At 63.2% G+C, this 8,757-nt stretch carries 7 protein-coding genes; 4 read left to right on the top strand and 3 right to left on the bottom strand.

The genetic code is table 11. The features are described 5' to 3' along the window. Positions 1 to 502 precede the first annotated feature (502 nt). The 3 genes from ACYVDG_RS32120 to ACYVDG_RS32110 form a co-directional block, all read right to left on the bottom strand. Complete coding sequence (locus tag ACYVDG_RS32120) at positions 503 to 1,537, bottom strand: Bug family tripartite tricarboxylate transporter substrate binding protein (RefSeq protein ID WP_460763751.1); 1,035 nt, start codon at positions 1,535 to 1,537, stop codon at positions 503 to 505. Positions 1,538 to 1,633: 96 nt separating this feature from the next. After that, on the bottom strand, positions 1,634 to 2,428 hold the full coding sequence (locus tag ACYVDG_RS32115; RefSeq protein ID WP_460763746.1) for a class II aldolase/adducin family protein: 795 nt from the start codon (positions 2,426 to 2,428) through the stop codon (positions 1,634 to 1,636). Beyond that, on the bottom strand, positions 2,428 to 3,318 hold the full coding sequence (locus ACYVDG_RS32110; RefSeq protein WP_460763741.1) for an NAD(P)-dependent oxidoreductase: 891 nt from the start codon (positions 3,316 to 3,318) through the stop codon (positions 2,428 to 2,430). The genes ACYVDG_RS32115 and ACYVDG_RS32110 overlap by 1 nt, the downstream gene beginning before the upstream one ends. Positions 3,319 to 3,785: 467 nt before the next feature. Here ACYVDG_RS32110 and ACYVDG_RS32105 point away from each other — a divergent pair, with 467 nt between their 5' ends. The 4 genes from ACYVDG_RS32105 (at position 3,786) to ACYVDG_RS32090 (ending at position 8,545) form a co-directional block, all read left to right on the top strand. Continuing rightward, positions 3,786 to 5,288: a tripartite tricarboxylate transporter permease gene (locus ACYVDG_RS32105; RefSeq protein WP_460763736.1), complete on the top strand. Its 1,503-nt coding sequence runs from the start codon at positions 3,786 to 3,788 to the stop codon at positions 5,286 to 5,288. Further along, on the top strand, positions 5,285 to 5,800 hold the full coding sequence (locus ACYVDG_RS32100; RefSeq protein ID WP_460763732.1) for a tripartite tricarboxylate transporter TctB family protein: 516 nt from the start codon (positions 5,285 to 5,287) through the stop codon (positions 5,798 to 5,800). The genes ACYVDG_RS32105 and ACYVDG_RS32100 overlap by 4 nt, the downstream gene beginning before the upstream one ends. A gap of 128 nt (positions 5,801 to 5,928) precedes the next feature. Further along, positions 5,929 to 7,050: a zinc-binding dehydrogenase gene (locus ACYVDG_RS32095; protein ID WP_460763726.1), complete on the top strand. Its 1,122-nt coding sequence runs from the start codon at positions 5,929 to 5,931 to the stop codon at positions 7,048 to 7,050. 13 nt (positions 7,051 to 7,063) lie between these two features. Beyond that, a complete protein-coding gene (locus ACYVDG_RS32090) occupies positions 7,064 to 8,545 on the top strand; it encodes an aldehyde dehydrogenase family protein (protein ID WP_460763721.1) in 1,482 nt (493 codons plus the stop codon). Positions 8,546 to 8,757 lie beyond the last annotated feature (212 nt).

The following is an 8,757-nucleotide window of genomic DNA, read 5'->3' as shown; positions in this document are numbered from 1 at the left end:
TTGCCGTCCAGGGCGATCGCCCAGGTATCGGCCTGCCCGGCGGCCTTGTCACGTAGCCAGGCACCGACGGTGCGGTCGAGTTCTGCGGCGTCCAGGGCGATCAGGACTCGTCGCAGGGTCGATCCGGCCACGGCATTTTCAGAATCGCTTCGTGTTTGCGGTCCTGGGCTCCGCTGCCTTCCAGGTCCAGGGGCTGTCCGTCACCCACTTTGCAACAGCCCTGCACCGATAGGGGCAAACCAAGGAGATGTCGATTCGTTGGAGGTGCCGACGAAGAACTACACCTTGTTCCAGTTTCGGTTGGTGAGCGACGCCGAGGCTGAGCGACCGGGTTGACCGGGAGAGGCCACCACCGAGGAGAGGCTGTGGCCCGGCAGAACATCAGTTCTCCCGGGCCACGGTCGTGTCAGCCGAAGTCCTCCCCTGCAAGGGATGGTGGTCCTCTTGTGGATGCGTAGGGCCCGAAAGCCTTCGGAGGGATCGGACGGAGTGAGGCTACGGGTCAGAAAGCGCGCTCCAACGCGGCCCGGAACTCGCCTGTGGCGTCCATGACGCTGTCGACCTGTTCCTGGAACTCAGCACCTCCGAGCACATTAACCGGAAGCCGCTGCCCCTCCAGCTCGTCGAGCATATCTTCGTTACCCATCGCGCAGTCGAACGCCTCACGCAGGACATTCAGCTGGTTCTCAGGGATCTCGGGGGGAGCGATGACGCTCCGACCAGTACTGTTCAGCTCGAGGAGGGAGTCGAGGAGTGCCTGGGCCTCCTCGTCCCCGGGGTCGAACTCCGTGATAGCGGGCGTGTCGGGCAGTTCGTCGATCCGCTCGTTGTCAGATAGGACGACCGGAACGACGTCGCCCGCGTCCATCGCTGGGAGCACGCTGTCCCACGTGCTGGCATGGGCGTCGGTGTCGTTGGAAATCACCGACAAGCGGGACTCACCAGACCCCTCAAAGCCGGTGATGACCTCGAAGGGGAAGTCGAAGACCTCTCCCAGGATTTGTGCGGTGATGTACTCGTTGCTCCCGGGTCCGGTCGCGGCGAAGCGCACTGGCTCCTCGGCAGCCAGGATGTCCTCGAAGGACTCGATACCGCCGTTCGAAGAAACGGAGACCGCGTCCGCAGCCGTGCTGAAGCGGCCGATAATTGACATCTCTCGCATGTCGAACTCCACCCCTTCTGCGTCAGCCAGCTGGGCGCTGATCGCACCGATGCTATTGAGTACCTGTAGACGCAGGGCGCTGGGGTCATCGGCAGCGGTCGCGTTGGTGGCGAGCAGGCTGCCGGCACCAGGTTCGTTGCGGACTACGACCTCCGCGTCCAGGCATTCGCCCAAGTAGGGCGCCATGACCCGCGCGTAGCTGTCGTAGCCGCCACCTGCGTCGTAGGGCACCACCAGGTCGATGTCCTGTCCCTGGTAGTGCTGGGGGTCGTCGGTTCCCGCGCCACCGCCGCAGGCGGTGAGAGCCATGAGGAGCCCGGCCGCACCCGCGACGTACCCCGTCATCCTTGGCTTTTTTCCCGTCTGGTTGGCCATGGTGTTCCTCCTGTTGGATTCTGTGCAGTTCGAGACACCGCACCGTGCTGATGGGCAATGATTCTCAGCACGCGGTTGGTCGCTGTTCGCTCAACTTCAGCGGGGCAGGGGGTGGTCGATGGCGAGCCCCGCGTGCTCAAGCCTGGCGATGTGGTGCGCCCAGACCTGGTGGTCGTTGAACTCCGATCCCAGGTCGGGAAGCGCAGCCACGTCCTCCTTTGGCAGTTCGGGCGGCACGTTCCCGAACTGGCTGGCCGCGAGGGTCATCCGGGCGAGAGCCTCGATGTTGAGTGCGCGGACGACAGCCTGCTCCACCGAGACCCCGGTTGAGACGATGCCGTGTCCCCGGAGGACACACACCGGCTTGTCGGCGAGAACCTCCACGACTTCCTTCGCCAGCCCCGGGCTGTTGATGAGTACGCTTCGGTGGTAGGTCGGGATACCTTCGTTTGCCAGTCGCATGGCGGGGATGTTGTAGGCACCGATGATCGGGCGCAGGCTCAGCCCTGCGAGGTCGGCGGCGATGACGGCCGGCGGGTGTACGTGCACGACCGCGTTGGTATCGGCCCTGTGGCGCAGGACCTCCTCGTGGATCGGTGATTCGTTCGGTAGGTTGTAACCGGGTGGGAGGGAGGGCCCGCTCTCGAAGGAGACGGCACGCACGTCCTCCGGATCAGTGAAGAGCAATCCGCGTTCGCGCGGACCGCGACACCGGATTCTGAACCGGTCCCCGCTTGTACGCACACTCACATGGCCGAGGACGTCCTCACCGAGGCCGCAGTGGGCCAACATCCGGCAGGCTGTGGCGACAAGGGCTTTGGCGCGCTCGTCCGACGGAAGGCCAGTCGGATTTGTCGAGGATGCTCTGACCGTCGGTTCTGAGGGTGGCACTATCGGTCTCCCAAATTCGAGGGCATGGCCCGCAGGCGTTCCAAGAGCTCGCAGCTTTCCGGGTAGGGGCGTTGGCGGTACTCCGTGTTCCTCACGGACATGAAGAAGTCCACGAGTGTCGCGAGTGTGCGGCTGCGGACGTTAGCCGTGGACGCCATCGCCTCAGCCAGGGCGACGTCCTTCTCGATGGTGCTGGCGGGTGCGTGGCCGCGCATGCGCTCCACATCGCCGCGGAAGTACTCAGCAGCGGTGCTCAGCCCCGAGTCTGCGCCGCTGCACATCTCCAGGGCGGTGGCGGTGTCGGCTGCGTCCAGCCCCATGCCCCTGGCCACGACCAGTGCCTCTGCCGCGGCTAGGTACCAGCCGTACTTCACATGTTGGTTCAGTAGTTTGGTCGCGTACCCGGCACCGAGGCGGCCACAGTGAACGACGGCGCCTGAGACCTGCTCCAGGACCTGTTCGGCCGCACCGAGCACCCCGGGGGTCCCGCCCACGAGGACCGTCATGTCCGGGGCCTTGCCGCTGACGGGGCAGTCGACGAAACTGCGGCCCGCCTTCGTGAAGACGGGTCCGATGGTGGTGGCCACGTCTGGGCCGCAGGTCGACATGTCCAGCATGGCGGACCCTTCGGCCAGGCCCGCCAGAACCCCGTGGTCGGGGTCGAGTGCGGCTGCATGCACCTGCTCCGGTCCAGGCAGGAAGGACAGTACGAGGTCACTGTGCTCGGCCAGGTCCAACGGGTCCGTCGCTGGTTCGGCTCCACGGGCCAGCAGCGGTTCCGCCGTCTCTGGCCGGATGTCGTAGCAACGCACCGTGTACCCCGCGGCCATCAGACTCTCGGCCAGTGCTGATCCCATACCGCCCAGACCGAGGACGCCAATACGCCTCACATCGCACCCCGTCACACATGGATTTCATATAACAGAAATAACTTCTTACATATGGACCTTAGGGGTCGGTCGATAGGTGTGCAAGGGGTCACTCCAACACGTCGCATCGCGTCGCCGTCCGCTTGACGGGGCAACGCCGTGTTGGAGCGGTGATCCGGTAACACCCTCGCTGAGTAGGAACGATTCGAAGTGTTGGGACAGGGGCGGGCATGGGAGCAGCACCCCTGCCGTTTGGACGACCTGAGGGTGCACCAGGCTGATCTGTCTCGGATGACCAGGGAAAACGAGACTTGTCGCAGGAAGGTTGCCCATCTGACCATTGACGATGGCATGTGATCTGACTTACAGTCAGCGAACGTCATTGGCTAGAAATTTTTTCTTCATAGTGGGTCGATGTCGCCGAGCCTCAAGAGGTCAGACCAGATCGGTACGGCACCCGCTCACCCACTCCTGCGATTGGAGAAGCTGTGCTCGAGGCACTCATGGGTGCGCTCCAACAAGTCATCTCACCCGAGTCGCTGATGATGCTCCTCATCGGTGTGCTCCTCGGGTTCGTGGTGGGCATCCTCCCTGGGCTCGGCGGTGCGGTCGCACTCGCGATGCTGTTGCCCTTCACATTCGGGATGGATCCCCTCCACGCGTTCGCGCTGCTCCTGGGCGTATACATCGTCACGTCGACCACCGGGGACATCACCTCGGTCCTGTTCGGTGTTCCAGGGGATGCAACCTCGGCCGCGGTGGTTCTGGACGGATACCCGATGACCAAACGCGGCCTCGCAGGCAGGGCGCTGGGTACGGTCCTGATCGCCTCGGGAGTCGGCGGCCTCTTCGGCGTGCTCGTACTGCTCGTCGCGATCCCGGTAATGCGCCCCCTCACGCTAGCGATCGGTCCTCCCGAATACGTTGGCCTGGTCCTGCTGGGGCTGATGTTCGTGGTCACCCTGTCGGGACGGCACATGGGAAAGGGGCTACTCATGGCGGCCCTGGGGATCCTCATCGCACTTGTCGGCCTCGACCCGAACACGGGGGCACCCCGGTACACCTTCGATCAGCTGCACCTGTGGGCAGGCGTCAGCATCGTCCCCGTGGTCATCGGGCTCTTCGGCGGTAGCGAGGTGCTCCAGACCATGTTGAAGAAGCGCCAGACAGATCAGGCGCAGAACTCCAAGGTTGTCGGAGTGCGCCAAGGGGCGAGCGACGTCGCCCGGCACTGGCCCGCGGTGCTCCGGTCCAGTGCCTTGGGTTCGGGTATCGGTATCGTTCCGGGCGTCGGCGGCTCCGTATCCCAGTTTATCGCCTACGGTTTCGCGAAGCAGACCTCCAAAGAGCCGGAGCGGTTCGGCAAGGGCTCTCCGGAGGGCCTCATCGCAGCGAGCGCCCCCTGCAACGCCAAGGATTCCGGGGCCCTCATCCCCACGATCGCGTTCGGTATCCCCGGTTCCGCCAGCAGCGCTGTGCTGCTCGGTGCCTTTCTGATCCTGGGGATCGAACCGGGTGCCGAGATGCTCACGACCAACCTGGACCTCACGCTCTCCATGGTCTGGCTGATGGCGTTCGCTACCGTCGCTTCCGTCGCGGCATCGCTGCTGCTCCTCAAACCCCTGGCCAAGCTCACCCGCGTCTCCGGCGCGGTGTTGGCGCCCATCCTGCTCGTCCTGCTCGCGGTCGGCGCTTTCAGCGCCAGCAACAGTTTCGCGGACGTCTGGGTCATGCTCGTGTTCACCGCGATCGGCCTCGCGTGCACCCGATGGGACTGGCCGAAGGTTCCGCTGCTGCTCGGGCTAGTTCTGGGCGGCATTCTCGAGCGCTACGTGTTCCTGTCCAACTCGATCTTCGGGTCCGCATGGCTGACCCGGCCGACGTTCCTCGCGTTCCTGGGTTGCATCGTCCTGCTGTTGGCCGCGCACTTCTACCGGGAGAACCGCACGAAGCGCAGGAAGCAGCAAGAGCACAAGGAGGTCTCCGCATGAACCTCGCCGACAAGCTGAAAACGAGACCAGGGGCTGGGGGCAAACAGGGACCGCACCTGCCCACCCTCGTCGGTGGAACACTATTGACAGTGGTCTTCGTAGCCGCCTTCGTCGCAGCACTGGAGTGGGACAGCGAGGCGGCGATCTTCCCGCTGGCGGTAAGCGGGTTCGGGGCCGTGCTCGGTCTCTGTGTCGTGTGCCGCACCCTCCTGTGGCCGCAGCTGCCCAGCATCCATTCCGAGGAGGATGCCCAGGACGACACCGACAACGCCTTCGCTTCAGTCTCGAGGCGGAACCTGCTGACGTCCCTCGCCTGCTTCGCAGGTTTCTTCCTGCTCCTGTACATCCTCGGTCTTTATGTCGCTGTGCCCTTGTTCACCCTTCTCTACCTGATGACTCAGGCCGGAAAGTCCTGGATCTTCTCAGCCGTCTACTCGGGTGTTCTGGTCCTTATTCTCTACGTTCTGTTCGACGTGGTCATGCAGCAGCCCGTACCGTCCGGGCTCTTCTGACCATGGTCGACTTCGCTGTGCGCCGGGAGACGCCGATCCTCTGAGTCGTGGCGAGTAGACGGGAAAATGCTGGACCATGGTCACCCGTCGTCATAGTCAGCTTCGGAAATAGCATGGAGAGTATAGGAATGAGTCACCCGAAAAGCAGCCGTACGGCTCTCCTGGAAAAATTCGGCGAGCCGGTCGGCGTGGTTTCGGTGGATGTTCCGCAGAAGCTCGAACCCAGAGCGATCCTGGTCCGCGTCCTAATGGCGTCCATTTGCGGAACAGATGTACACACATGGCTCGGGGAAGCATTCACGGCGAATGAGAAAAACCTCCCCTCAGTGATGGGCCACGAGATGGTTGGAGAGATTGTTGCCTTCGGGGAGGGGGAACAGGTTGACTCCCTCGGCCAATCGATCAGCGTCGGTGACCGCATCCTGTGGACCCACGCGCCCTGTGCGACATGCTTCTATTGCACCGTGGAGCGTGAACCTTCCCTCTGCCTGAACCGGAAGAGTTACGGTCGGCTGCGCGTGCATGATTATCCGTATCTCACCGGTGGTTTCGCGGAATACTGTTACGTGTTCCCCGGTTCGGGCCGGGTCAGGGTTCCTGACGAGGTGCCGGACAGCTGGGCTACGGCGGCGAGCTGCGCTCTTCGCACACCGATTCATCTTCTGGAGGCCATCGGAGAGATCAGCCCTGAGCAATCGGTTGTCGTGCAGGGAACCGGGCCCCTGGGGCTGTACGCAGTCGCACTGCTGAACTACCGGGGTATAAGCAATATGATCGTGACCGGCGCACCGGATTCACGACTGAAGATCGCACGGGACTACGGCGCACGCGACACTGTTTCGGTCGAGTCCACGCCTGTTGCAGGACAACGCATCCGGTACGTACGTGAACTGACTCCTGGGGGAGTAGGGGCTGACGTTGTCCTCGAAATGTCCGGCGCACCGACCGCCCTAACCGAGGGCTTGGGGATGATCGGACCCGGAGGTCGCTACGGAATAGCGGGGCAGACCACACCGGGATCAGCCGAGATTGATCCCAGTGTTTTCGTACGAAAGCAGATCAAGGTCGTCGGCTCCCTGTCCGCCCACATCGGCCATTACTGGAGGGCCTTGGAGTTTCTGCGTCTGTCGAAGGGGCGGTACGACTGGGATTCGATGCTGTCCGATCCGGTCGGCTTGGGTGAGGCGACCAGTGCGATGGACTCGATGCGCCAAGGTGTTATGAAGCCTTTGGTCGACCCCCAAAAATAACCAAGAGAAATTGATGAATTACATGGAGAAAGAACTCCCATTCTACCGGATGCTCATCGACGGTGAACTGTGCGGAGCCGAATCCGGCGAGATACTCACCTCGATCGACCCGTCCACCGAAGAACCGTTGGGTACGGTGCCGCGAGCTGGTGCCACTGACGTCGACCGGGCGGTGGCAACGGCAGACCGAGCTGCGTTGGAATGGGAGGATGTTTCGGTCCGCGAACGGGGAGCTCTCGTCCGTGAACTTGCCAGAAGATCGAAGGAACGCTCCACTGAACTACTTGACCTTGAGGTGCGCGACACGGGGAACACCCGAGGGCGTATGGGCAAAGACGTGTCCATGGCGGTCGATCTGATGGAGTATTTCGCCGGGCTCGCGCTCGAGATCAAGGGGGAGACGATTCCCTCAACATCTTCCGGTCTCCATTTCACGCTCCGCCAGCCCTACGGGGTGGTAGGGCGAATCCTCGCCTTCAATCATCCCTTCATGTTTGCTGCCTCGCGCCTTGCCGCCCCTCTGGTCGCCGGCAACTGCGTCGTACTCAAACCATCGGAGGAATCGCCGATCTCGACGACGATTCTCGCCGAGATGTGCCAGGACCTCTTTCCCCCGGGTGTCGTGAGCATCCTGACCGGTACCGGCAGGGAAGCGGGGGCAGCGCTGGTGGAGGATCCCCGCGTCAAGCGGTTGACCTTCATCGGTTCGGTGCCCACCGGGCGTGAGATCCAGCGCGCCGCGTCCACCTCCGGGGTCAAGGACGTGAGCCTGGAACTCGGTGGTAAGAATCCGCTGGTCGCCTTCGACGATGCTGACCCCGAAGCCGTGGCGGACGCGGCGGTGAACGCGATGAACTTTGGCCACCAGGGCCAGTCATGCGGTTCGACAAGCCGGCTTATCGTGCACGAGTCCCTGCACCAGGACGTACTCGACCGAGTCACGCGAAAGGTCGCCGCTCTGCGGCTTGGTGACCCGAAGCTGGAGGGGACGGACATGGGTCCGTTGAACTCCGCGCACCATCTGGCCCGGGTCGAGGAGCACATCCAGTCAGCACTGGACGATGGTGCACGTCTCGTCACCGGTGGTTCCCGCCCGCGAGGTGAGTTGTTCGAGCGTGGCTTCTGGTTGCAGCCGACCGTGTTCGCGGACGTCACACCGCAGATGAGGCTGTTCAGGAACGAGGTCTTCGGCCCTGTGCTCGCCGTGAGCAGCTGGTCGAGCAACGAGGAACTGCTTGAACTGGCGAACGGCGTCGAGTACGGGCTGACAGCGTCCATCTGGACGAACGATCTGAGACGGGCGCTGATCACGGCACGCAGAGTGCGCGCCGGCTACGTGTGGATCAACGGCACTTCTAGTCACTTCCTCGGAACGAGTTTCGGTGGAGTCAAGCAGAGCGGCCTGGGAACCGAGGAAGGGCTGGAGGAACTGTACAGCTTCACCGAACAAAAAACCGTCAATGTCCTTCTGCCCAATGACCTGCCGAAAAACTAAGACCTCTGGTGCATCAAAGTGTCGGGAAGAAGGGACGCCCGTTGTCAGGGCGGGGCCAGGTGGTGTGCCCGGACGGAGGCCACACCCAATACCGTTGTTTTAGGTTGTTGTCGCTGGTCGGGGCACACCACCCGGGCTGGCCCTTGGTCTGGCGTTCGCGATCACGCTCACCCGCGAGATACTCAAGAACGTGACGAACGCGGCTGACCGTG

Source organism: Nocardiopsis oceani (assembly GCF_054777395.1).
The sequence above is the reverse complement of the archived record's forward strand: the minus strand, read 5'-3'. Positions and strand labels throughout refer to the sequence as shown.

Excerpts from the sequence above, each read along its gene's own strand:
- ACYVDG_RS32100 (WP_460763732.1), top strand. The coding sequence starts at position 5,285 with ATGAACCTCGCCGACAAGCTGAAAACGAGACCAGGGGCTGGGGGCAAA.
- ACYVDG_RS32120 (WP_460763751.1), bottom strand. The coding sequence starts at position 1,537 with ATGGCCAACCAGACGGGAAAAAAGCCAAGGATGACGGGGTACGTCGCG.
- ACYVDG_RS32090 (WP_460763721.1), top strand. The coding sequence starts at position 7,064 with ATGAATTACATGGAGAAAGAACTCCCATTCTACCGGATGCTCATCGAC.
- ACYVDG_RS32095 (WP_460763726.1), top strand. The coding sequence starts at position 5,929 with ATGAGTCACCCGAAAAGCAGCCGTACGGCTCTCCTGGAAAAATTCGGC.